Genomic DNA, 25534 nt, shown 5'->3' with positions numbered 1-25534 from the left:
AAATCTGAAGATGATTACTTTATGAGGGGGGAGATAGTTGTTCTATCAACTATCTGACTCTAAGTATAAAAGAAAAATGTGTCCAAAATATGATTAGATTCTAAAAGAAAAAATAATTTTATTAAAGAGATATAAAAATAGAAATAGATTAAGGATGCTGAAAAGGATTTGGAGTATGTACTGTCAGAAACCTTGTAACTGCATTTGAATCATTCTTCCAGTTGTGGGAAATGTTCGAATGGATATGTGCGGAGTCACCCGGATACAGGTTGTAGATATCGCTGCCAATCTGTAAAGTAAGAATGCCCTCCAAAATGTAGATGAATTCCTCGCCACCATGTGTATAAAGTTCTAGTTCATCCTCTTTTTGAAGTGCCGGCATCAGCTCTACCAGACGAGGAAGAAGATCAAAATCCGTAATGTTGTTGGTGAGTGAGTACTCTACAATCTCCGGATTAACAATAGTGGACTTCTGTTCATAGCGTCTCACAATATGAAGATCGTTTGCGGTATCAGACATATTAAAAAAACTAGATAATTCCACATCTAATACTTTTGAAATTTTGTCCAGCGAATCAATGGCAACGCTTGTCATTCCGCGTTCGAGCTGGGAAAGAAATCCAATAGAAAGACCAGAGTTTTCACTTAGATATTTTAATGTATATTTTTTTTCGGTTCTCAATGCTTTAATTCTCAATCCTATAATTGTATTTGTATCCATATATTACCTCTGCTATTTTTTTTAATCATATAATTTTTAGTCATTTTTGTCAATAAAATGGCAAAAGTGTCAAAAGAACGATAAAAATTTAACAAAATGAGAGTGACAAAATAATAACAATGTGTTATAATGAAAAAAATCAAACAAAATTTCATGTACATGAAAATGAAGGGAAATATGAAAACGCCAAATATTATTAATATTCAGAAGTTTTCTGTTCATGACGGAGATGGGATCCGAACAACAATTTTTTTTAAAGGCTGTTACCTGAACTGTTGGTGGTGTCATAATCCGGAAAGTCAGAATTTCGCCCCTCAGGCTATGATTAATCAGGAGAAGTGCAGCGGCTGTACAGCGTGCGAACAGGTCTGTCCGGAACATGCGGTTTGCATAAAAGACTGTAAGCAGTATACGGACAGAGAAAAGTGTCAGGCGTGTGGGAAATGTGTGGACTTCTGCGTGAAGAATGCGCGGGAGATCGTCGGAAAAGAGTATACGATACAAGAGGTAGTGAAAGAAGTGGATAAAGACTATATGTTCTATGAAGAGTCTTTTGGGGGCGTAACGCTCTCGGGAGGAGAAGTGATGGTTCAGGATATGGAATATATAGTAGCATTGCTTAAAAAGCTAAAGCGAAAAGGGTATCATGTGACAATTGATACGTGCGGTTATGCACCACAGGAAAATTTTGAAAAAGTTTTTCCATATGTGGATACATTTTTGTATGATATTAAGCTCATGGACGATGAAAAACACAAAAAATATATGGGTCAGAGCAATGAAATGATTTTCACAAATCTGAAATATTTGAGTGAGCAAGGAGCCAAAATTTATATTCGGATTCCCGTGATCGGGGGAGTGAATGATTCGGATGAAGACATAGAGGCAATCATAGAGTACCTGAAAGGGAATATAGCGGTTGCACAGGTGAATCTGCTTCCATACCATGATATTGCGACCAGCAAATATGAACGACTTGGTCTTGAATATAGGGGGGCGGAATTTACGGTTCCAGATAATGAGCGGATGGAAGAATTAAAATATAAATTTATACAAAATGGATTTTCAAATACAAAGATAGGAGGCTAATGAAATGGAAAGAGGTATGAACGAAAGAATTAGGAAACTAAGAAAGCAAAGCTTGGAAACCGAACCACATATTTATATGGAGAGGGCAAAGCTCGAGACAGAGGCGTACATGATGTATGAAGGAAGTGTATCTGTTCCGGAGCTGCGTGCGTTGTCGTTTAAGCATTTTATGGAACACAAAGCGTTGTGTATCAATGACGGTGAATTGATTGTGGGAGAAAAAGGAGACGGTCCACAGGCAGCGCCTTCATTCCCGGAGCTTTGCTGTCACACAGTTGAAGACATGAAGGTTATGGATGCAAGAGATTTGATTTATTTTCATGTTTCAGAAGAGGACTTAAAGGTTCAGGAAGAAACGATTATTCCGTTTTGGGAGAAACGTTCGATTCGTCATAAAATTCTGGAAAATATGAGTGAGGAATGGAAAGACGCCTATGCCGCAGGTATTTTTACGGAATTTATGGAACAACGTGGTCCGGGACATACGGTTGGCTCTGAGAAGATTTACAAAAAAGGTTTTCAAGATTATAAAAACGATATTATTGAGGCAAGAAATCGTCTTGACTTTTTAAACGACAAAGAAGCATTTGATAAGAAAGCACAGTTAAATGCGATGGAAATCTGCTGTGATGCGATTATGATTTTAGGTGAAAGATATGCAGCCTATGCAAGAGAACTTGCAGAAAAGGAGACAGATGAGATCCGTAAGCAGGAATTGCTGCAGATCGCGGCAAACTGTGATGTCGTACCGGCGCATGCACCGAAGACGTTTTGGCAGGCGATTCAGATGTACTGGTTTGTTCATCTTGGGGTGACGACAGAGCTCAACCCTTGGGATGCGTACAGTCCAGGAAGGCTTGATCAGCACTTGAACCCATTTTATCAGAAGGATACAGAAGATGGTATTCTGGATGATGAGAAAGCGCTTGAGCTGCTTGAATGTCTGTGGGTGAAATTCAATAATCAGCCGGCGCCGCCAAAAGTTGGAATCACTTTAAAAGAGAGTGGTACTTACACTGATTTTGCAAACTTGAATACGGGTGGCATCACACCTGATGGGGAAAATGGTGTCAACGAAGTAAGCTATCTGATCTTAGACTGCATGGATGAGATGAAATTGCTCCAGCCAAGTTCGAATGTTCAGATCAGTAAGAAAACGCCGACAAAATTTTTGAAACGTGCGTGTGAGATTTCGAGAAAAGGATGGGGACAGCCTGCATTCTATAATACAGAGGCGATTATTCAGGAATTATTAAACGCCGGAAAATCGATTGAAGATGCAAGACGCGGAGGCACAAGCGGCTGTGTGGAGACAGGTGCATTTGGAAATGAGGCATATATCCTGACGGGATATTTCAATCTGCCGAAAATTTTGGAACTCACCTTATACAATGGTTACGATATTGTAAGTAAAAAGCAGATTGGTCTTCCGCTTGGATATGCGAAAGATTTTAAGTCATATGATGAATTATATAAGGCATATAAAAAACAGGTAGAGCATCTTATCGACATTAAAATAGAGGGAAGCAATATTATTGAAAAAATCTATGCGGAATATATGCCGGCGCCATTTCTTTCTATTATTACCAACGACTGCATTTCAAGAGGAAAAGATTACAATGCGGGCGGTGCAAGATACAATACAAATTATATTCAGGGTGTTGGTATCGGAACGATTACAGACTCTCTTGCTGCAATCAAATACAATGTATTTGATGAAAAGAAATTTACAATGGAAGAATTAATAGAGGCACTTGAGCACAACTTCGAAGGATATGATATGATTGCCAATTTGGTACGCAATAAAACGCCTAAGTATGGCAACGACGATGATTATGCAGATAACATCATGAAAGATGTGTTTAATTTCTACCAGAAAACAGTTACGGGAAGACCGAATATGAAGGGCGGTACATATCGTGTTAATATGTTGCCAACGACTTGCCATGTATATTTTGGTGAAGTAATGAATGCAAGTCCAAACGGACGTCTTGCACAGAAACCGGTATCAGAAGGAATTTCACCGGAAAAGGGCGCGGATGTGAACGGACCGACAGCAGTTATCAAATCATGCTCAAAAATGGATCATTTAAGAACCGGCGGAACACTTCTGAACCAGAAGTTTACACCTAGTGTTGTAAAAGGTGAGGAAGGACTTGATAACATGGCGAACTTAGTAAGAGCTTATTTTAACATGGACGGACATCATATTCAGTTCAATGTAATTGACAGAGAAACATTGATTCGGGCGCAGCAAAATCCAGATGAGTATAAAGATTTGATTGTGCGTGTTGCGGGATATAGTGATCATTTCCGTAACCTGAGCAAAGCGCTTCAAGATGAGATTATTGAGAGAACAGAGCAGTCATTTAATTAAAAAGCAAGGAGAATAAGATTATGAAATTAGGATTTATAGGCGCCGGAAATATGGCGAAAGCAATGATTGGCGGTATTTTAAAAAATAATATTTTTAAGCCGGAGGAAGTGATTGCATCTGACTTGTATGAGCCGGGGCTCAGACAGGCAAAAGAAAGTCTTGGAATTCATGTTACTACAGACAATAAAGAGGTTGCAAGAACAGCAGAAGTGCTCGTTCTGTCTGTGAAACCACAGTTTTATGATGCAGTAATTAAAGAAATCAAAGAGCTGATTACAGAAACTCAGATTATTGTTACTATTGCACCGGGTAAGACATTGGAATATCTGGCGGGCACATTTGAAAAACCAGTAAAACTTGTACGCACGATGCCAAATACCCCTGCTCTGGTAGGAGAAGGAATCACAGGTGTTTGCCACAATGATTTAGTTACAAAAGAAGAGCTTGATTATATATGTAATATTTTGAGTGGATTTGGAATGGCTCAGGTATTAAGTGAAAACTTAATGGATGTGGTTGTATCTGTCAGTGGAAGTTCGCCGGCATACGTGTTTATGCTGATTGAGGCAATGGCAGATGGAGCAGTTGCAGATGGAATGCCGAGGCAGCAGGCTTATCAGTTTGCGGCACAGGCAGTGTTGGGAAGCGCAAAGATGGTGCTTGAGACAGGGAAGCATCCGGGAGAGTTGAAAGATATGGTATGCTCACCAGCCGGGACAACAATTGAGGCAGTTCGAGTATTAGAAGCAAAAGGTTTCAGAAGCAGTGTAATAGAAGCAATGAAAGCTTGTGTAAAAAAGGCAAAAGGGCTATAAGATATAGGATCCGCACATCGGAATGATGTGCGGGTTTTTAAATTAAACGAATATTAAGAAATTTCCTATCTGCCTCTTAAAATTTGTTTGATAATCTTGTATACTACAAGGGAGGTGATGATTATGTTTAAAATATTAGTATGTGATGATGACAAAGAAATTGTGGAGGCAATTGAAATATATTTGACACAGGAAGGTTATGAGGTATTAAAAGCCTATGATGGAGAGGAAGCGATTCAGACATTGAAAAAAGAGCACGTCGATCTCCTGATTATGGATGTGATGATGCCAAGACTGGACGGAATCAGAGCAACCCTTAAGATTCGTGAAGAGAACAGTCTGCCAATTATTATTTTATCTGCAAAATCAGAGGATGCAGATAAGATTTTGGGACTGAATATCGGAGCGGATGATTATGTTACAAAACCATTTAATCCGTTAGAGCTTGTTGCGAGAGCAAAATCGCAGCTTAGAAGATACACACAGCTTGGAAGCACAGTGCAGGATGAGAAGAAAGAAGTGTACGAAGTCGGCGGACTTTCGATTAACGATGAACTTAAAGAAGTGACGGTAGATGGTGAATCGGTAAGACTGACACCGATTGAGTACAATATTTTGTTGCTATTAGTAAAAAATCAAGGGAAAGTCTTTTCTATCGACCAGATTTATGAAAATATCTGGAACGAAGAGGCGATAGGAGCGGACAACACAGTTGCAGTTCATATTCGCCATATTCGTGAGAAAATCGAAATTAACCCGAAAGAACCAAGATATCTGAAAGTTGTGTGGGGGGTAGGATATAAGATAGAAAAGCTTTAGAAGGGAGTATTTATGAAACATTGGTACAAATCAGCACCGATGAAAGGAATTCTTCTGATTCTGGAGCATATTTTTGCAGTACTGGCAGTGCTTTGTGTTGTATTTATTTTGATTTATCCGGGGCAGGAGTATGGGAAGAATCTCAATGATCTTTCAAAGGGTGAGTATAAGGAAACCAGAGGGTTTGAAGAGAATCTGCAGTCGGCATCGCACACTATTTTGAATCAGATTGATCTTCAGAAGAATTTTGAGACAGACGGAAAATATGATGCGAATAAGCTTGTAGATATTATGGCATACATGGATTCCCAAAAGATTACAGGGGAAGATGAATCCGGAATCGCATATCGCTTAGGAGATTTATCGGACTGGATTGACAATTGGGGAACGGAGGAAAGCTCAGGAGACAATATTATCGTATGCAAAAAAGCGGATGGTACATACGCATACTATACGGAAGAAGAGTTTGCAAAGCTGTTCAAAGAAGGGCTGAAGTTCTCAGACGATACTTCTGATGTTGATCAGATGGAAGAGTTGGAAGATGGATATGTAGAAGAGAATTATTATGATGAAGATGTGATGCAGGTATTGGATGCGGATGGAAAGGTAGTCTATACGGATTGCTGGAATATGACTGCTATTCCGGAGCGCTATATGACGGCAGATGGAAAGTCATTGCTGCAGATTATAAATGAGAATCCAAAGTGGAATGGAAAGCTCAGTGAGATTTATCAAGCATTGAGTAACACGCTTTCTAATCTGGAAAGTGAACTGAGCGCATATGAGCAGTTCCAGGAATACTGGACAGAAGGAAACACAAACCTTACCTATATATTTGCAGATTTTAACAGTGGAAAATTATACACGAACCGACAGGTATATACGGACATTAACAACATGCAGGAATATGTAAAAAATCTCACCGAGAGTGGAAAGTATGTAGTTGTGACACCAAAACTTGCGGATTTCAAGACAAATCTGGATACGGAAGCGGATAATTGGTCTTCGAGAACAATGGCCGGTACAGACAACTATATGTATGTGGTTTCGGTTGATACGAAATATCCGATTCAGGACAGCTTTTATTTGCAAAATAAGCTGTTTGATAAATATGCACCAATGATCAACACAATGCTTGTTGTCGCACTTGTTTCGATTGCGGGATTCTTTATTGGATTTGTATGGCTCACCATCATTGCAGGGCGCAATGGAAAAGATGACGGTGTGCACCTTATGTGGTTTGACCGGGTTAAGACGGAGCTTGCGATTGCGTTGATTGCTGGTGTGTGGGTGTTGGCACTCTCTTTTGGCTATGCGATTATTGACACGTGGGGTGTGAAATACTGGAGGAATGGATATCGAACCTATGCGGCGACGATTTTGGAACGAGGATTTTTAGATGATGATTGGATCTTGCTTGGTTTTGCGATGCTTTTATGCTGTGCGGCATTTTTTATCGGCTATCTGAGTATTGTCCGAAGAATTAAGGCGAAAATGCTGTGGAAGAACAGTGTTCTGCGCTGGCTGATTCGTGGTCTGAAGAAGTTTTTTGCATATAGAAGCTGCACATTTAAAGTGACAGCAGGTGCACTGGCATTTATTGTGGTACACTGGATTGCGATCGGTACAATGGGAACCGGCGGCTGGATGTTTGTCATGTTCCTCGCTGAGGGAGTGACGCTGTATTATCTGATCCGAAAAGCAATTGCAAGACAGAAACTCAAAGATGGAATTCGTCACATTGCAGATGGAAATGTAGAGTATCAGATTCCGACGAAGGGCTTGAAAGATGATGAACTTGATATGGCATTGCACATCAACCATATCGGGGAAGGCTTGAGCAAAGCGGTAGAGAAAAGTATGAAAGATGAGCGTTTGAAGACGGATCTGATCACAAACGTATCTCATGACATTAAGACACCGCTTACATCAATCATTAATTATGTTGATTTGCTGAAACGTGAAAATATTCAAGATCCGAAGATTCAAGGATATTTGGATATTCTGGAGGCGAAGGCCCAGAGGCTGAAACATCTGACGGAGGATGTGGTAGAAGCGTCGAAGATCAGCAGTGGAAATATTACGATGGAATATATGAATATCAATTTTGTGGAAATGATTAATCAGACAACCGGTGAGTTCGCGGAAAAATTTGAAAATCGAAATCTTCAGATTGTGTTGAATGTTCCGGAGAAGCCGGTTATGGTCCGCACCGATGGAAGACGGATGTGGCGTGTAATTGAGAATATTTATAACAATGCGGCAAAATACGCGCTGGAAGGTACGAGAGTTTATGCGGATTTGATTGAAAAAGAGCATACAGTGGAGTTTTCGTTGAAGAATATCTCTGAGCAGCCATTAAATATCTCGGCAGATGAGCTGACCGAGCGGTTTATCCGGGGAGATGTATCAAGAAGTACGGAAGGCAGTGGTCTTGGTCTTTCGATTGCAAAGAATCTGACAGAATTACAGGGCGGAAAATTTGAACTGTATCTGGATGGAGATTTGTTCAAGGTTACGATTGTATTTCCGAAGGCGGTTGTCGGACAAAGTGTGACAAAATCTTAAAAGAGGTTACGGTTTAGTAACAAAATGAAAGGCAGGGGATGAAAAAATTCCTTGTCTTTCTTGCGTTTCGAGTGCAGAACTTGTAGAATAATGGGTGATAGTTGAAAAAAGTAAAAGAGGTCAGTTTTATGGAAAAAATAAAAGAACTGTTACAACAGAGTTTGAATATAGATTTTATTGCAGCAACGCTTAGCAATCCGCGAGAGAAAGACGGGCTAAAAAAAGTGAAGGTAAGACCGATTTTGAAAAAGGGAGTGTTGCTGTTTCAGTGTGAGGAACACCAAAACAATCAGGTGTTTCATGAAAATTGTGATGCAGATCAGGCGGTGTCTGTACTGTGCGGATATATGGAAAAGTTTCGCCAGATGCAGCTGGAGACAAAAACAGTAAAATACACAGTGCTTGTGAGTAAAAAAGGGAAGGTGACGATTCAGAAAAAGCAGCAGGCCGGCTGTGTAAAAGAAGTGGATCTTTCTCATAATAGAAGTAAGCGGTATATTTTAGAGGAAGGAACAACAGTTCCGTTTCTGCAGGATTTGGGAGTCATGACGGCAGAAGGAAAGATTGTCAGGACAAAATTCGACAAGTTTCGTCAGATTAACCGTTTTCTGGAATTTATAGAAGATATCCTGCCGCAGCTTGACAGGGACAAGGAAGTGACAATTCTTGATTTCGGATGTGGAAAATCTTATCTGACATTTGCAATGTATTATTATCTGCATGAATTAAAACAGATAGATGTTCGTATTATAGGATTAGACCTGAAAAAAGAGGTGATACGTCATTGTAATGAGCTGAGTGAAAAATATGGGTATAAAAAGCTGAAGTTTTTGGAGGGAAATATTGCGGACTATACGGGCGTAAATGAAGTGGACATGGTCGTGACGCTGCATGCCTGTGACACTGCAACAGATTTTGCGCTTGCAAAAGCGGTCGGATGGAATGCAAAGGTAATCTTATCCGTTCCATGTTGTCAGCATGAATTGAACAGGCAGATCAAAAATGAGATTCTTGCACCGATCCTGAAATATGGTCTGATCAAGGAGCGATTGGCAGCACTTGTGACCGATGCGATGCGGGCGGAATATTTGGAAGGACAAGGCTATGATGCACAGATTTTAGAGTTTATCGATATGGAGCATACGCCAAAAAATATCCTGATTCGTGCGGTGAAGAGTGGGAATCAAAAAAAGAATGGGGAGAAATTGGAGGCCTGCGAGCAGTTTTTGAATATCGCGCCTACATTGAAAAAGCTATTAGAAGAAAAAGAGGTATAGTAAATGAAAGACAGAATCATTAAAATAGGGGTTTTGACGGCTGTTTTTATCGTTGCTGTGATCGTGTTCAGTTTTATCACGAATCAGGGTAATTCTGACATGACAGTCGAGATGAATGCGGCGACATTCCCGACGATTTCCTTTGTGACAGACGGAGATGAAATCAATCATCTTGTGGGATATAAGGATGAGATGAATATTCCGGCAATGCGCGATACGATCACACCAGTGAATGCAGATAACACAGTAGAGATTCGAATGAATTTGTATGAGATGGATCCGGAGTCGCTTATGTACGAGGTATATACATTAAACGGAGAGGACCGGCTTTTACAAAAGACGGAGAAGACACTTAAAGAAACAATGACCTTGAGTGTCGGAAATGTTCTGACCGAGGGGACAGAAGGTGTTTTGAAGATTACATTGAACATAGATAAAGACACTAAAATTCGCTATTATACAAGAATTGTGAAGTCAGATGAATACTATGTGAAGGAATGTATTGATTTTGCAAACACACTTCACACGAATATGTTGAATAAGTCAGACACAGACAGTATTACAGCTGTGATTGAACCAAATGAAGAGGGAGATAATACCACACTTCAACATGTGACGATCCATTCAGATCTCGATCATGTCACATGGGGAAAACTTTCACCTGAGATTTCCGGCGATATCCAGTGGGATATTAAAGAAACAAATTCTACTTACACGGCGATTCAGTTGAAATATCAAGTTAAGTGTAAAGGAGACGACAATGATCAGGAGACATATAATGTAAGAGAATTCTTCCGTGTGCGCTATCTGAAAGGAAAGCTTTATCTTTTGGATTATGACCGGACGATGAATCAGATATTGGAGTCTTCTAACCAGATTTTATCGGGAAAAGGAATCAACCTTGGAATTGTTCCGAAAAATGTTCAATATGAGACAAATGAGGACGGAAGTATTGTGTCATTTATTCAGGAGAGAGAACTGTGGTGCTTTGATAAGAATGAAGATTCGTTGGCGCTTGTATTTAGTTTTGCAGATACGGAGAAAGAAGATGTGCGGAATTTGTATGACCAGCATGCTATCAAAATTATTTCCATGGATAAGGATGGAAATACGACATTTGCAGTCTATGGCTATATGAACCGTGGGGAACATGAAGGAGAAGTAGGTGCGGCGATTTACTACTTTAATCTGTCTCAAAATGTTGTGGAAGAGAAAGCGTTTATTCCAAGTAATAAATCTTTTGCAATCGCAGAAGAGGAGCTTGGGAAACTAGTATATTACAACAATGAGCAGAACATGTTGTATGTGTTAGTGGACGGAACTATTTATAAAGTAAATTTGAAGACCGGTGAAAAAGAAGCGGTTGTAGAATCGTTAGCAGAAGGTCAGTACGTTGCGGGAGACGACGGACATCTGATTGCTTACCAGGATAATGGAGGACTCAATGATTCTACGGAAGTGACTATTTTGAATTTCATGACCGGAGAGACACAGAAGGTGACAGCGGCAGAAGGTGAAAATATACGACCTCTTGGATTTATCTCAGAAGACTTTGTGTATGGAACCTTAAGGGCGTCAGATGCAGGAAAAACAGTGTCCGGTTCTGAGATACTTCCAATGTACAAGCTGGAAATCAAGGACTCTGATGACAAGATTGTAAAGACATATGAATTTGAAAATGTTTATATTTCTGATGTATTTGTGGAAAACAATATGATCACATTGAACCGTGTGACAAAAAGCGGAGATACTTATACTTCAATAGACAGAGATTATATTACAAATAATGAGGAGAAGGCGGAGAGCAATATTTCTTTACAGGAATATTCGACTAGTTTGAAAGAGCTGCAATACCGACTTGTATATGCAGATGGTATCGATGATAAGAAACCAAAGATTTTAAAACCGAAACAGGTATTGTATGAGAATCCTACAACGGTTGCATTTGACAGTGAGAGTGAAAAAGGAAAATTCTATGTATACGGTCTTGGACAGATGCTTGGCTTATATGACAAAGCCGGATATGCAGTTCAAAAGGCCGATGAGGTATCAGGCGTAGTGGTATCTTCAGATCAGGCGTACGTCTGGGAGAGAGGAAACCGCGATCTTCGGTATGAAGTGGAGATGGAAGGATTTACGGTTCAGGAAGGTGAGTTGACCTTTGCGGCATGTATTCGCCAAATTTTGGCGCTGGAGGGCAAGAACGTCAATGTGGCAGAGGAGATGAACGCAGGTAAATCGGCAATTGATATTCTAAGTGAATATTCCGGCGGAGAGGGAATGGATCTGACTGGATGCACAACAGAGGAGATGCTTTATATTATCGGAAGAGGAACTCCGGTCATCGCAATGACAGATAGTTCCAATGCAGTACTTTTGATCGGATATGACACATCAACAGTCACTTATATTGATCCGGCAGACGGAGCAGTCAGAACAAGTACAGCAGAAGAAATTGATTCTATGGTAGCTGGAAGTGGTCACACGTTTATCGGATATGTGAAATAAGAAAAAAATTGGGGTATCGCTTAGGCGACATCCCAATTTTTTTTGTACATGTATGTGTCGGATAACACATTTTTGTACCGATAAATGCTGAGTACAATTCCCAGAAGAATGTAAGTTACAACCATAGTAACGCCCCCATAGGAGAAAAATGGTAAAAAAGTGTAGGTAGGAAATACAAGTCCAAGTGTAACTAGCACATTCCAAAAAGCGGAGACAAAAAATACTATTCCACATCCGTATCCCATCATCATTCCAAGCTGATTTTTCTGTGAGGAAGAAATCTGGAATATTTTTCTGATCAATAAGAGAATAAGAAGAACGGCAACAAGAGCCACTAATATTCCGTAATAAGCGGAAAGTGTGGATAGAATATAATCACTGTTTTGCCTTTCCTGCAGTAGTGATTTCTTATTGCTTGCGCCGATAAAAGCGCTGTTTGTTACGATACTGCGGAGTGTTTGCAGTGCATGGTTTTCCACCGTAGGATCAAACAATGCGTGAATACGTGCAATTTGATATGGCGCAAGCTTTCCGGTCTGCATCAGAATCGTAACACTGGCAATCGGGAATGAAATAGAGATTCCCCAAAATGCCGTCAAAAATTTCTTTTTATGGAATGTAAACCATCCTTTCCATACAGCAATGGTCAATAGGCTTGCCAGCATGAAAAATAGTGAAATGGTTACCCCGAGATTCGGCAGCTCCAGCGTTAAAAAAAGCGGAAGAGCCATCCAAATGAAAATTTTTGGAACAACGCGCCAGCCCTTTCCTCGATACTGATATAGGATTGCGCCGAAAAGCGGCACGTACAGAAAGAACAACGGTGACATTATAAGCACTTTGGATAAAATGCGCATATAAAGAGTTCCGTTGAGGCGCATCTCCACTATAAATATTTGGAAAGCGAAAAACAATAGGAAGATCGTGGCAATCCACTTGGAATATTTTCCGATCAGGCTGTAATCGATCCTATAGACTACAATCATCGCACTAAAACTGATTATTGCATTAAATATATGATGGCGGAAAAAATATGCGTTATTGTCTGGAATATATCTCGTGACGAGATACTGTATCAAAATGCTGAAAAGTGTCAGTATACCGATTGCCACAATTATGCGCCAAGCCATCTGCGGGCGATGGAGCTGATCCATCTCCACACCTGTCTGAACAGGATCCCCCATATCATTTAGCGCCGCTTTTAAAGTATCGTCTTTGCTCATGTCCTCTGCTATATTGTCTGCCACCTGTTCTTCGATGTGCCCCCTGATTTCATGATAAATGGAAGCATGTGCTTTTTTACAGCGGATTTGTTCTAATAAAGTTTTCAAATATTCCTCCATATAGATTACACCTCCAATAACATGACGTCGGCTACAGCACCGACATATTCGTTCCATTCTTCTTGTTTCTGAACCAATAATGCATGCCCCTCTTTGGTTATGTGATAATACTTTCGTACTTTTCCAAGTACCTCTTTCTCGTAAGAAGCCACAATATTCTTTCCTTCCAGATTGTGAAGCAAAGGATATAAGGAACCGGCTTTCAGTTCGAAAACATTCTGTGAACGCTCACGTAATGTGGAAATCATCTCGTACCCATACATATCCTTTTCCGACAAAAGCTTGAGAAGGAGCATCGTAACACTCCCTGAAACTAATGTTTTATCAATTGACATTGAAATACCTCCTTTTTATGTGTAGGATAACTATATATAGTTTAACTATATAATATATCGGTAGACTATATATGTCAAGTGAACACAATGAGAATATTAAAAATGTAATTTTTAAAAATTACAAAATAATATTGAAGTTTTGGGGATGGTGTGATAGACTTTAAATAGGAAAATATAAGAAGTAATTTAAGAAAGGCACGATATGAATAAGTTAAGTGATCTTGTTATGTTTGTAAGTGGGTCTCCACAATTTAGAATTATAGAGAGTATAGATGAACCGTCACCAAGCTATTACGTTTATAGTCAAGAAGATTTACTGAACGATCTATCTATGTTTGAAATGATAACAGAAGAGAGAAAAGTGATGAGAACAAACGATGATGTCAATACATTATCGGAAGGAGATGTTGTATTTAGTTTGATATCTGGAACGGCGAGCAGAGTAAGTCGATTTCGTGAAGGATACTTATATACTCAGAATTATATCAAGTTACTACCATTTAAAAATATTGATCCTAAATTTTTGGTGTATCTGTTGAATGAAAATGATTTTGTAAAAAAGCAACTTAGATTGGGATTGCAAGGGTCAGTTGTGATTAAGTATACATTAAAACAATTAAAAGAAATTCAAATACCGATTTTGCCACAGTTGGATAGGCAGAAAATATTAGGAGAGATATATTTTAAACAACTTCGCCTACAAGCTTTGAAGAAACGAGTAATTCAGTATGAAACAGAGATTGTATTACAAAAATTACAGGAGGAGATGGAAAATGACAGAGCATCAGTTTGAAACGGAATTGATACAGTATCTTTCGACAGGGGAGATAGAAGAACTATTATTATCAAATGGTATTTATACTGAGCAAATTGGAGAAACAAAGGATTATATGTCCAAGAAAAAGTTATGGAAATATGAACCGGAGATTAAAACGACAGAAAAACTTTGGGAAAATTTTAAGAAAATATTGGAGCAGCATAATCAGAATACATTGGATCACCCGTTGAGTGTCGTTGAGTTCAACCAAGTAAAAAAGATCATTTCTGATTTGCGTACACCGTATGAAGCCGGACAGTTTCTGTATGGATTAAATGGTGTTTCACAAATAGAAATTGATTTGGACGATGGAAGGCATGTATTTTTAACTGTTTTTGATCAGAAACAAATAGGGGCGGGAGATACGATATATCAAGTAGTAAATCAAATCAGACGACCGGCAGTCATTGCAGGAAAAAAAGAAAGGTGTTTTGATACCACGTTGTTAATCAATGGTTTGCCAATTATTCAGATTGAGGAAAAGAGAGATACTCATGATGTGAATGAAGCCTTAAATCAAATGCATCAATATATAGATGAAAATCAATATCGAGATATATTTTCAACACTACAGATTTTGGTGGCAATGACACCGAATAATGTGCGGTACATGGCAAATACAACAGCAGATAAATTTAACAAGGATTTTGCGTTTCACTGGCAACGGGAAAAGGACAATACAATTGTTCGTAACTGGAAAGAATTTGTTGATTCAATGCTCAGTATTCCTATGGCGCATCAAATGGCAACCAATTATATGATACTTGATGGCACTAAAAATAACCAGATGCTTAAAGTGATGCGTCCTTATCAAGTATATGCAACACGGAAAGTTATTGAAGGAATTAAAAAAGTTGATTTTGAATCTGGGGACAATAAGATAGGATATGTTTGGCACACTACAGGTTCGGGAAAGACAATCACAAGTTTCAAAACAGCATGGCTGGCAAGTCGGTTGCCGCAGGTAGATAAGGTTGTGTTTGTTGTTGACCGTATTGCTCTTACAAAACAGACAAATGAGAATTATCAAGCATATGATCCAGATGGAAGTGTAGAAACAGATGGAAATCAAGGAAGCGTACAAGGAACGGATAGCACAAATGATCTTAGCCGCAAATTAAAGAGCAAAGCAAATAATATTATTGTGACATCTGTTCAAAAGTTAGGCACGTTGGTGAATAGAAAGAATTTTAAAGCCCCTGATAAAAATATTGTGTTTATTGTGGATGAGGCACACAGAAGCACAGGGGGAGAAAATTTTGCAACGATACAAAAAGCCTTTAAGAAATCAGCATGGGTTGGCTATACAGGGACACCAATGTTTGAAGAAACGACGACGGGGCTGCGTACAGAGGAAATCTTTGGGAAATTGCTTCATGCATATACAATACGAGAAGCAATTGCAGATAGAAATGTACTTGGATTTAAAGTGGATTTTGAGACAACGATTAGCGAAGAACTAATGAGAACAGAGTATTTGCCAGAATTTTATAGGGAACGCTACCCTAGTTGGAATGAAAAACAAGTTCAAGATAAAATCAATCATTTAACCGAAGAAGATATCGATGATGCGATAGAACCTAGTTTTTATGATGAAAATCCAGAACATGTCAGATTGGTTGTACAAGATGTGTTCAAAAACTGGAAAAATCGTTCGAATGAGGGAAAATACAATGCAATATTTACGACTCATGTAGGTGGTGGAAAAGCAAGTACGCCAATGGCAATGATGTATTTTGACGAATTTCAAAGAGTAAATGATGAGAATAGAGCTGCTGGGAAACCAACATTAAAAGTGGCGATTACGTTTAGTCTGAATACATCAAATAGTGATAATCAGCTGGAAAGTAATCGGGCATTATCGAGAGCAATCGATAAATATAATCAGGAATTTGGAACAAAATTCGGAATAGATGATATAGAAGGTTATACAGAAGATGTTAGAAGCCGTTTGAAAAAAACAGCAGATGATAAAAAATATCTAGACATAGTAATCGTGGTAGACCAGTTACTTACTGGATTTGATGCGCCGGAATTAAATACTTTATATATAGACCGTACATTAAAAGGCGCAAGTTTAATCCAGGCATATTCCAGAACAAATCGGATTGCAGATATGCAGGAAAAACCATGGGGGAGAATTGTAAATTATCGATGGCCGGTGCAGAACGAAAAACTAATGAATAAGGCGTTGGCAATATATGCGAACAAAGACTCTGCAAACTTAACGGAAGAAGAGAGAAAGAAGCAGAATGAAGATGATGGAATTTTAGCAAAATCATTTCAGACAATTTTTGAAGGGGTGAAAGAGCTTGTCAAAGAATTGAGAATGATTACTGATAATTTTCAGAGAGTTCCACCGAGTGAAAAGAAAAAAGAACAAATGTTGGAACTTTTGAGGCAGTACAGTATGGGGATGGCTAAATTAAAACAATTTGATCCGGAAATTATCAACGGTGAGGAAATAGGATTTGATTATGAAAAACCGGATGATTTGATAGTAGCATTAGGAATGGAGCCGGAAGAGGAAGTGATGCTTACGACTGTATTGAGTAATGAGTTAAAGCAACAACTAGCAGAAAAGAAAAAGGTATCGTTTCATCAGATTGAATTAAAGATGATACATGTAAAAGATGTGAAAATTGATTATGATTATTTGACAGAATTGGTTGAACAGTTATTGAATCAAGTACATGAAAAAGATGAAGAAGGGGTTCGTGCAACAGAAGCGAAATTATATCAATTTGCAAATGGACTGGAAGATCGGAATTACGCAGGTCAAATTGTGAATGCGACAAAAGCAATCATAACCGGATTGTACCCATCAGATCCTGACTTTAAATATCCTGCATATTTAGAAAGTGGAAGTGAAAAGATTATTCAAGAAGCAAATGCCGTGAGTTTAGAACGTTTATTACAAGAATTTAGAATTAAGTGGGGAATTATTGATATTATTTCAAGTGCACAGATGAGAGTATTGTTTAGCAGACATCGCTATGGAATTCAGGATTTAGATGATACCGGTCAGATTCAAGATATCATTGCAAAGGCAAGTTCGGATTATAAAATTTTGTCACATGACGCAGATGTTCAGGCATTGAGTAAAATAAAGTATCGTAACAAACTGCGAGAAGCAATTTATAAACTGGCAGATGAATTGGCAGAAAACCAGTAGGAAGGATAAAGTATGAATGAAATACAGTTTTTAATGTATGAGGCAGATGAGAAGATAGAAGTTGTAGTAAAAGGCGAAACAGTCTGGGCAACACAAAAAGCAATTGCGAAATTGTTTGGAGTTGGTGTGCCTGCAATAAGTAAACATTTAAAGAACATATTTGAATCTGGAGAATTGGATGAAAAAGTGGTTGTTTCCATTTTGGAAAATACCACTCAACATGGGGCACTTGAGGGAAAGACACAGACGAAAACTGTAAAGTTTTATAATCTAGATGCAATAATTTCTGTAGGATATCGAGTGAATTCAATTAAAGCAACGCGTTTTCGAATTTGGGCTACTGATATTTTAAAAGAATATATTCAAAAAGGTTTTAAAATTGATGTAGAGAGAATGAAATATGGAGAAATGGTGTTTGGACAAGACTATTTCCGTGAATTGTTGGAAACAGTACGTTCTATTCGGGCAAGTGAACGAAGAATTTGGCAGCAGATAACAGATATATTTGCAGAGATTTCTTATGATTATGATAAAAATTCGGAAATTACAAAAAAGTTCTATGCACAGGTTCAAAATAAATTCCATTATGCAATTACTGGGAAAACAGCAGCGGAGATTGTATATGATAGCGCTGATAGAAACAAAGACCACATGGGGCTTACTTCATGGAAAAATTCACCAGATGGACGAGTTTTGCAATCAGATGTGACAGTTGCAAAAAACTATTTGTCAGAAAAAGAAATTCGCAGTTTGGAGAGAAATGTCTCTTCCTATTTTGATTATGTAGAGCGTCTTTTGGAGAATGAGACATTGTTATCCATGCAAGATTTTGCAACAAGCATAGATGAATTTTTGAAGTTTAATCGATATGATATTCTTCAAGGAAATGGACATATTTCACATCAGAAGGCAAAGCAAAAGGCGATTGAGGAATACAAGGAATTTAATAAAAATCAAAAAATAGATTCGGATTTCGATAAAGAGGTACGGCGGATTCAGGGAGGCGGAAATGAGTGATGAGAAAAAGCGGGTTCCGAAGTTAAGATTCCCGGGGTTTACAGAAGAATGGGAACAGCGTAAGTTGGGAGAGATTTCTTCTTCTTTTGAATATGGATTGAATGCAGCTGCAAAAGAATATGATGGAGAAAACAAATATATTAGGATTACAGATATTGATGATAACACGCATGAGTTTTTAACAAATTCTCTTACATCTCCGGATATCGATTTGACTGGTGCAGAAAATTATAAGCTAACTAAAGGAGATATTTTGTTTGCTCGAACTGGTGCAAGTGTTGGAAAATCCTATATTTACAGAGATTCCGATGGATTAGTTTACTATGCTGGGTTCTTGATTCGTGCAAGAATTAGGGAAGAATATGATGCGGAATTTATATTTCAGAATACGCTGACAGACAAATATAACAAGTACATTGCTGTGACTTCTCAGCGTTCTGGACAGCCAGGAGTAAATGCACAAGAGTATTCTGAGTTTGAAATTAGAGTCCCAGGAAAAGAGGAGCAGACAAAAATCGGAGCCTATTTCCATAGTCTTGACAACCTCATTACTCTTCATCAGCATAGGTTAAAACATTGGGAAGAAATGAAAAAAGGGTTACTTCAACAAATGTTTCCGAAAAAAGGGGAAACATGTCCCAAAATTCGTTTTCCTGAATTTAATGATGATTGGGAACAGCGTAAGTTTGGTGATTTGGGATCAGTTGCAATGTGTAAAAGGATTTTCAAAGATCAAACTTCTTCTGATGGAGATATACCATTTTATAAAATAGGTACTTTCGGCGCTGATCCCGATGCTTTTATTTCAAGAGAACTATTTGAAGAATACAAAGAAAAATTTCAATATCCAAGTGTCGGAGATATGTTGATTTCTGCTTCTGGAACAATTGGAAGAATTGTTGAATATAAAGGCGAAGATGCTTATTATCAAGATTCAAATATTGTGTGGTTTAAACACGATGATAGGATTGATAATGCATTTTTGAAATGTATATATGGAATTGTAAAATGGGCAGGTATAGAAGGAAGCACAATAAAGAGATTGTATAACGATAATTTTTTAAAGACTGAGTTCTTTATGCCAGCATTAGAGGAGCAAAAGAAAATCGGTATGTACTTTAAGTCCTTAGACAATCTCATCACCCTTCATCAGCGCAAGTTGGAGCATTTACAAAAATTAAAAAAGGGATTATTGCAACAAATGTTTATTTAAAGCGAAAGGAAGAAAAAATGACAAATAATAATGTACAAACAATAGCGAGTAAACTTTGGGCAATGGCAAATGAACTCAGAGGAAATATGGATGCGGGAGAATTTAAGAATTATATTTTAGCATTTATGTTTTATCGATATTTGTCAGAGCATCAAGAGAAATATCTAGTTGAAAGAAATGTGATAGATGTTGTCCCTGGACAATCAGTTAATGAAGCTTATAAAGAGCAGGCACAAGGAGAAGAGTTGCCGGATTATTTAGAAGATATCTCCGCTTCGTTGGGTTATGCGATTTCACCGGAAGATACTTGGGAATCTTTGATTCAAAAAATTGATGATGCACAGGTCATTCCAAGTGATTACCAGACTATTTTTGACAATTTTAATAAAAATGCAGAATTGAATAGTGAAGCAGTGAAAGATTTTCGAGGGGTATTTAATGATATCAATCTGGGAGATTCCAGACTTGGAAATTCTACAACTGCACGTGCAAAATCTTTAAATAACATTGTAAAACTCGTTGCTGATATTGAATACAAAGGAGAAAATGGGGAAGATATTTTAGGAGAAATCTATGAGTATCTGATTGGACAGTTTGCTGCCAGTGCGGGAAAGAAAGGCGGGGAGTTTTACACGCCTCATCAAGTGAGTAAAATTTTAGCTAAAATAGTTGCGGATGGAGTAGAAGAAACAAAGGAAACTTTTACTGTATATGATCCGACAATGGGATCTGGTTCATTGCTTTTGACAGTTCGAAATGAACTTCCAAGAAGCGCAAAGGACAGTGTAGTGAAATTTTATGGACAGGAGTTAAATACAACAACGTATAATTTGGCACGCATGAATTTAATGATGCATGATGTGTCATTCAATAATATGAGTTTAAGTAATGCGGATACACTGGAAAGTGACTGGCCGGATGGTCCGGATGATAAAGGCGTAGATCATCCGAGGACTTTTGATGCGGTTGTTGCAAATCCACCGTATTCTGCAAAGTGGGATAACAGAGATACAAAACTGAAAGATGCAAGATTTAATCCATACGGGAAATTGGCGCCGGCTTCTAAAGCAGATTATGCGTTTATATTGCATAGTTTATATCATTTAAATGATACAGGAACAATGGCGATTGTATTGCCGCATGGAGTTTTATTCCGTGGAGCGGCAGAGGGACAAATACGCCAAATATTAATTGAAAAAAATTATTTGGACGCAATAATTGGTTTGCCTGTGAATCTGTTTTATGGAACGGGGATTCCGACTGCAGTTTTGATTTTTAAGAAAAATAAAAAAACAAAGGATATTTTCTTTATAGATGCCAGCAAAGAGTTTGAAAAAGGAAAGAATCAAAACAATTTAACGGATCTGCAGGTAAATAAGATTGTAGAAACATATAAAAATCGAAAAGATATTGAGAAATATGCATATCTTGCATCTTTCGAAGAGGTAAAAGAAAATGATTTCAATTTAAATATTCCGAGATATGTGGATTCGTTTGAAGACGAGGAACCGATAGATATTTTGGAAGTTATGAAGCAATTAGAGAAAGATAATCAAGAAATCGAAGCGCTAGAAAAAGAAATCAAAGAGCAGCTTCGCATATTGGGAGTTGAACTATAGTATTTTTAAACAGGGAAAGAGGATATCATCACTCTTTCCTATTTTTTACTTTATGGGAAACTTCTCATTTTGTCAGACATAGTGTATAATGTATAAGAAATAAAAAAATAGCATAACAAAAGAGCGAAAGGTTGTATTTGCCACGACGTTGATTATGAAGTTTTTTGTTTTTGGTGTGACTGCACTATCTGACGATTTTAGAAAGAATGAGATTTATGGATTCATCCATATCCCATAGGCTTTCGATATTGTTCAAATAGTGCAGTTTTTTGTGATAAACTTCCAACACCAACATAGAAGAACCACACTTTGGAAACTTGAGAGGGTCGTATCCAAAGGTTAAAAAAATAAGATTTTGCCAGTTCATATGTCGTAAGATAAAACGTTTTTTCTCGGAAGAGATACATTTATAAAGTCTAAAGCAGGAGTACATTCGGAAACAGTTTTGTTATCTTCATGTCTTGTGCAATGGAAAGTAACAGACTCACCATCATAGTGATCAATGCGAGAAGTTGCTATGACAGGTCTTCCGAGATATCTGCTGATATATTTGATTGTAACATCAGGAGTGCAGAGATTCGGTTTGGCTCTGACATAAAAGCCGTCGGCATGGTCTTTGTAAATTTTATTTTTAACAGGAATGAAAGACTTACCAATGGAATTAGTAAGGCGTTCAAGAAGAACTTTGCGGAATGCGTTTCTCAGGAAGGTATAATCGAAATGCTTCATAGGGCGCCAAACGATAGAGTTTCCAGCGCCACCTTCAGAAATAAGAGCATGAATGTGAGGATTCCATTTTAAGTCCCTGCCGAAGGTATGAAGAACACAAATGAAACCAGGAGTAAAGTTTTCAGATTTGTTTTGCTTATAAAACATGCGAAGAACAACATCTCGAACGGAATGAAAGAGACAATTGAGGAGAGAACGGTCATTGAGAAAGAAAGGGCGAAGTTCTTTAGGAATAGTAAACACACAGTGACGATGGACACAGCGAATGAGCCTACAGGACATATGAAAAGAGCGTTGCAGATTATATTTGTTACCGCAAGTAGGGCAGAATCTAGATTTACATCGAAAAGGAACAAACTTCAATTCCCCACAGTCTGGGCAAGCCAAAAAAGCGCCACCAAAAGAAGGGTCACCACAATGAATCATTTTGTTGACATTTTCAATGACAGAAGTCCTTGGATGAAGTTTGTAAATTAAGTGTTCATAATGATCAAGAAAGATCGTTTGTAAAATATTACTCATGTAAATATTTTACAACAAATAGAAGCAAAGAAAAACCCTTCCCCTCAAGAATGAGGGGCAGGGGAGCTGAGAGTGTGCTCAGCACACTTTTTTACTATGAGACTTGTTTTTTAAAAAGTATATATTGATATTTGTGTAAGGCAGTATATACAATCATTCCCAGTACACCGCATGAAATAATCTCGCCGATGCCGACTGTGAGCATCATAAATGGGATTGGGAGTAGTACACCGTAAGCATAGCGAAGTACAAAAGGAACAACGACAATATTTGCCAAAATCGGAGGAAGTGGTGCAAGGAATTTTGATCTTTTACGTAACAAATAAGTAAATAACGCACCGATTAACGTCGCAAGGCTTCCGAAAATAATATCCGGAAGAAGCGCACCACCGAGGATGTTACCAATCAGACATCCGATGAATAGTCCCGGAATAGCTGCCGGAGTAAATACCGGTAAGATAGTCAATGCTTCAGCGATACGAACCTGTACCTCCCCAAAGCTGAATGGTGCAAATACGATTGTCAACACCACATAGATTGCAGCGATCATGGCTGCCTGTGCCATAAATAATACACTTTTGTTTTTCATATTCTGTTTTCTCCTTTAGTTTTGTTTTACGAGTGGAAGGTCGCGAACACTCGATTCATTTTACGCCGGGAATCGGCGAAACCCTTATAAGACCTTGTTTTTATGGGCTTTGCAACGGGTAATAGTGTAGCATAGAGAGAGGGGAAAATCAAGGTTTGTCCAAAATTTGTCCAATTTTGAATGCTTTAATTTGATTTGTCTTTAGCAGGCGGTAAGCTGTATTTTTACCGATTGAAAGCATTTCGCATAAATCATCTAAACTTATCATATCATTATAATTTTCTTGGAACATTATCTGTCGCCTTCTATGATTATTCTCTTAATTATTCCTTATGTTAGCAAATATATATAATCATAATTCGCTAAAGAGTAATAAACGTATGAAAAGTTCTGTAAAGAAAAAGAATCTTACTAACAAGAAAATAAAGCAAGGTAATGTAACGGTGCGATAAAAGTGTCGGACATTATATTACCTGTTAATATAAGAGAATTGGAGGCACAGGCAATGAAAACAGAAGAAACAGTTAACGTTACAATTAAATTTAAGAAAAACGACCATGATAAACTTATGGAGAAGGTAAGAGAATCTAATACAAAATATAAGTAATTATATTAGACCTATTGCATTAGGTGAAATTTATAATAGAACAGATACTTTCCTTTGTAGCACAAAGGGAAAGAGAACATATAAAGAAACGTCAAGCCGAAGGAATCGATTCAGCTAGGGCAAAAGGAGTACGCTTTGGCAGACTGGAAAAAGAATGTGCCGGATAATTTAGCTACGCTCATAAAACTATGGGAACAAAAAAAGCTCCTATTAACGGAAGTCTTAGATCAATGCAATATGAGTGAAGCTACTTTCTACAGAAGACTATGTGAATACAGGATTAGGAAGGGTGGGTAGAAAAAATTACACTTTTTGAAAAAATCGAGAACGATTATTGATAGTAATTTTCGATTGTTAGAAATTTAATTGACGCATAATTTAAGAGAAAGCTATAATAATCGCAAAGACAAACTTATAGAAATATGAGGACGCAAAGGTAGAAGTCGAAGACCAATATGTATAGGCAGTTCGACTGTGATGAAATATAAGGTTTCGGTATAATTTTTGCACAATATCGAAGGAGTAATATGTTAGAAATTAAAGAAAAATATGTTCAATCCGAAAAATACAGAGATAGACATATATGTGGAAATTAGTCCCAATATAATGTAAATATTTCGGTATAGAGTGGTTTGCTCATGCAAACTGCTTTATATATAATAAGGTGACTCTAGTTGTATGCGCAAATCAATCAGAGTCTCAAAAACACAAGCACTTATGAAAAGTTCCTAAGGTTAAGATTATCACTTTTCAGACAAGTGCAAAGAAAAATAGTTAGAAAAGGATATGTTAAAAATTCAAGGCGGAAAGAATGTTTTTCGTTTAGCGAGATATTATGTAGGCCGTGCCTTACATTACTTCTGTGGGGAGTATCTCATATATACGGATAACATTTAGAAAGCAGCCTAAAAATAAATGATTTATTTTTAAGCTGCTTTTTTACGATAAAAAGGAGAAAATTAGAAAATGAAAACAATTAGTAAAATTAGTTGTGCCTTGCTAGGTGCTATGCTTTTGTCTAGCATATGTAGTGGTTTGGTTGTTGGCGTTACAGAAGCTGTAAAATTACCTTTAAGTACACAATCAATTCAGATTATAGGTGGATGCATGTCCAGTGTTGGGTATGTATATTTCTTTCAACTTTTTACTAAGAGTATGAAGAAAAGAAATATAAATAAAGCATCCTTGGGACGAAAAAATTCGATTTGTGATGGGGGTAGGTATTTACTAATATTATTAGGAATGACAACATTATTATCTAACGTTACAGATAAGATAGTTAATTGGTCCTATGTCAAGATTTAGTACAAGTTAAAATGAGGTTTTTCCTCATCTTAACCTGCTAGCTGCAATTCGCTCTGTTGAAGCCTACGATACAGCTCCTCATAATCATT

At 37.8% G+C, this 25534-nt stretch carries 19 protein-coding genes, 1 pseudogene and 1 riboswitch; of the genes and pseudogenes, 14 read left to right on the top strand and 6 right to left on the bottom strand.

Annotation, left to right across the window (positions count from 1 at the left end; genetic code table 11):
- Positions 1-148: 148 nt before the first annotated feature.
- Positions 149-721, bottom strand: a complete 573-nt coding sequence (locus ACTQXY_RS12710) for a cupin domain-containing protein (protein ID WP_412364331.1) — start codon at positions 719-721, stop codon at positions 149-151.
- A gap of 177 nt (positions 722-898) precedes the next feature.
- On the opposite strand from ACTQXY_RS12710, the gene ACTQXY_RS12705 reads away from it, so the two are divergent.
- The 7 genes from ACTQXY_RS12705 (at position 899) to ACTQXY_RS12675 (ending at position 12174) form a co-directional block, all read left to right on the top strand.
- On the top strand, positions 899-1810 hold the full coding sequence (locus ACTQXY_RS12705; RefSeq protein WP_441659766.1) for a trans-4-hydroxy-L-proline dehydratase activase: 912 nt from the start codon (positions 899-901) through the stop codon (positions 1808-1810).
- 4 nt (positions 1811-1814) lie between these two features.
- A complete protein-coding gene (gene hypD, locus ACTQXY_RS12700; RefSeq protein ID WP_441659765.1) occupies positions 1815-4187 on the top strand; it encodes a trans-4-hydroxy-L-proline dehydratase in 2373 nt (790 codons plus the stop codon).
- Between the two features lie 20 nt (positions 4188-4207).
- On the top strand, positions 4208-5002 hold the full coding sequence (proC, locus tag ACTQXY_RS12695) for a pyrroline-5-carboxylate reductase (protein WP_441659764.1): 795 nt from the start codon (positions 4208-4210) through the stop codon (positions 5000-5002).
- A gap of 123 nt (positions 5003-5125) precedes the next feature.
- On the top strand, positions 5126-5821 hold the full coding sequence (locus ACTQXY_RS12690) for a response regulator transcription factor (RefSeq protein WP_022249867.1): 696 nt from the start codon (positions 5126-5128) through the stop codon (positions 5819-5821).
- A gap of 12 nt (positions 5822-5833) precedes the next feature.
- Complete coding sequence (locus ACTQXY_RS12685; RefSeq protein WP_441659763.1) at positions 5834-8389, top strand: histidine kinase dimerization/phospho-acceptor domain-containing protein; 2556 nt, start codon at positions 5834-5836, stop codon at positions 8387-8389.
- Positions 8390-8517: 128 nt separating this feature from the next.
- The gene (locus tag ACTQXY_RS12680; protein WP_441659762.1) at positions 8518-9666 is read left to right on the top strand and encodes a methyltransferase; all 1149 of its coding nucleotides are present in this window, start codon (positions 8518-8520) and stop codon (positions 9664-9666) included.
- Positions 9667-9669: 3 nt separating this feature from the next.
- On the top strand, positions 9670-12174 hold the full coding sequence (locus tag ACTQXY_RS12675) for a hypothetical protein (RefSeq protein WP_441659761.1): 2505 nt from the start codon (positions 9670-9672) through the stop codon (positions 12172-12174).
- A 20-nt stretch (positions 12175-12194) separates the two neighbouring features.
- Here ACTQXY_RS12675 and ACTQXY_RS12670 read toward each other — a convergent pair whose 3' ends face one another.
- A complete protein-coding gene (locus ACTQXY_RS12670; protein WP_441659760.1) occupies positions 12195-13505 on the bottom strand; it encodes an FtsW/RodA/SpoVE family cell cycle protein in 1311 nt (436 codons plus the stop codon).
- A gap of 17 nt (positions 13506-13522) precedes the next feature.
- The gene (locus ACTQXY_RS12665; protein ID WP_004614371.1) at positions 13523-13852 is read right to left on the bottom strand and encodes a PadR family transcriptional regulator; all 330 of its coding nucleotides are present in this window, start codon (positions 13850-13852) and stop codon (positions 13523-13525) included.
- Positions 13853-14054: 202 nt separating this feature from the next.
- On the opposite strand from ACTQXY_RS12665, the gene ACTQXY_RS12660 reads away from it, so the two are divergent.
- Genes ACTQXY_RS12660 through ACTQXY_RS12640 form a run of 5 tightly spaced genes read left to right on the top strand, consistent with a single transcriptional unit; the run spans position 14055 to position 21693 of the window.
- Positions 14055-14645 (top strand): restriction endonuclease subunit S, encoded by a 591-nt coding sequence (locus tag ACTQXY_RS12660; protein WP_441659759.1) that lies wholly within the window; start codon positions 14055-14057, stop codon positions 14643-14645.
- A complete protein-coding gene (locus ACTQXY_RS12655; RefSeq protein ID WP_441659758.1) occupies positions 14626-17844 on the top strand; it encodes a type I restriction endonuclease subunit R, EcoR124 family in 3219 nt (1072 codons plus the stop codon). The genes ACTQXY_RS12660 and ACTQXY_RS12655 overlap by 20 nt, the downstream gene beginning before the upstream one ends.
- Positions 17845-17856: 12 nt before the next feature.
- Entirely contained in the window at positions 17857-18861 is a 1005-nt protein-coding gene (locus tag ACTQXY_RS12650) for a RhuM family protein (protein ID WP_441659757.1), read from the top strand.
- Positions 18854-20074, top strand: coding sequence for a restriction endonuclease subunit S (locus ACTQXY_RS12645; RefSeq protein ID WP_441659756.1), 1221 nt, complete (start codon positions 18854-18856; stop codon positions 20072-20074). The genes ACTQXY_RS12650 and ACTQXY_RS12645 overlap by 8 nt, the downstream gene beginning before the upstream one ends.
- 17 nt (positions 20075-20091) lie before the next feature.
- Positions 20092-21693 carry a type I restriction-modification system subunit M gene (locus tag ACTQXY_RS12640; RefSeq protein ID WP_441659755.1) on the top strand — a complete coding sequence of 534 codons (1602 nt, stop codon included), beginning with the start codon at positions 20092-20094 and terminating at the stop codon, positions 21691-21693.
- Between the two features lie 184 nt (positions 21694-21877).
- Here the strand turns inward: ACTQXY_RS12640 and ACTQXY_RS12635 are convergent.
- The 3 genes and pseudogenes from ACTQXY_RS12635 to ACTQXY_RS12625 form a co-directional block, all read right to left on the bottom strand.
- Positions 21878-22944, bottom strand: a pseudogene (locus ACTQXY_RS12635) (IS91 family transposase).
- Positions 22945-23038: 94 nt separating this feature from the next.
- Positions 23039-23533: a QueT transporter family protein gene (locus ACTQXY_RS12630; protein WP_004614370.1), complete on the bottom strand. Its 495-nt coding sequence runs from the start codon at positions 23531-23533 to the stop codon at positions 23039-23041.
- Positions 23534-23681: 148 nt separating this feature from the next.
- Complete coding sequence (locus ACTQXY_RS12625) at positions 23682-23825, bottom strand: helix-turn-helix domain-containing protein (protein ID WP_441659754.1); 144 nt, start codon at positions 23823-23825, stop codon at positions 23682-23684.
- 338 nt (positions 23826-24163) lie between these two features.
- Between ACTQXY_RS12625 and ACTQXY_RS12620 the strand changes: the two genes are divergently transcribed.
- Both ACTQXY_RS12620 and ACTQXY_RS12615 read left to right on the top strand, forming a co-directional pair.
- Positions 24164-24307 (top strand): recombinase family protein, encoded by a 144-nt coding sequence (locus ACTQXY_RS12620; RefSeq protein ID WP_441659753.1) that lies wholly within the window; start codon positions 24164-24166, stop codon positions 24305-24307.
- Positions 24308-24535: 228 nt separating this feature from the next.
- Positions 24536-24620, top strand: a riboswitch (cyclic di-GMP riboswitch).
- 486 nt (positions 24621-25106) lie between these two features.
- Complete coding sequence (locus tag ACTQXY_RS12615) at positions 25107-25445, top strand: hypothetical protein (protein ID WP_441659752.1); 339 nt, start codon at positions 25107-25109, stop codon at positions 25443-25445.
- Positions 25446-25534 lie beyond the last annotated feature (89 nt).

This window comes from Faecalimonas sp. LCP19S3_D12, from assembly GCF_052121495.1.
GTDB lineage: Bacteria > Bacillota > Clostridia > Lachnospirales > Lachnospiraceae > Faecalimonas.
This window is presented reverse-complemented; position numbering and strand designations above follow the sequence as displayed.